Here is a 220-nt window from a genome sequence, read left to right as displayed (position 1 = left end):
GACTGGTAAAAGAAAAACTCTCCACCATGCCGGACAGGGCATCCCCCAGCTCACGGTAGATGCGGCCCTCGGTGGAAAGGATCTTTTCTGCCAGACTGGTAAAAGAAAAACTCTCCACCATGCCGGACAGGGCATCCCCCAGCTCACGGTAGATGCGGCCCTCGGTGGAAAGGATCTTTTCTGCCAGACTGGTAAAAGAAAAACTCTCCACCATGCCGGA

The 220-nt window shown here is 54.5% G+C and carries 1 protein-coding gene; it reads right to left on the bottom strand.

The genetic code is table 11. From position 1 onward, the window contains the following. Window positions 1-220: hypothetical protein (locus P0G09_RS20860; RefSeq protein ID WP_275253636.1), on the bottom strand; the 220-nt coding region annotated here is incomplete at both ends.

The organism is Faecalibacterium sp. DFI.5.82 (assembly GCF_029076575.1).
GTDB classification, from domain to species: Bacteria; Bacillota; Clostridia; order Oscillospirales; family Ruminococcaceae; genus Faecalibacterium; species Faecalibacterium duncaniae.
The sequence above is the reverse complement of the archived record's forward strand: the minus strand, read 5'-3'. Positions and strand labels throughout refer to the sequence as shown.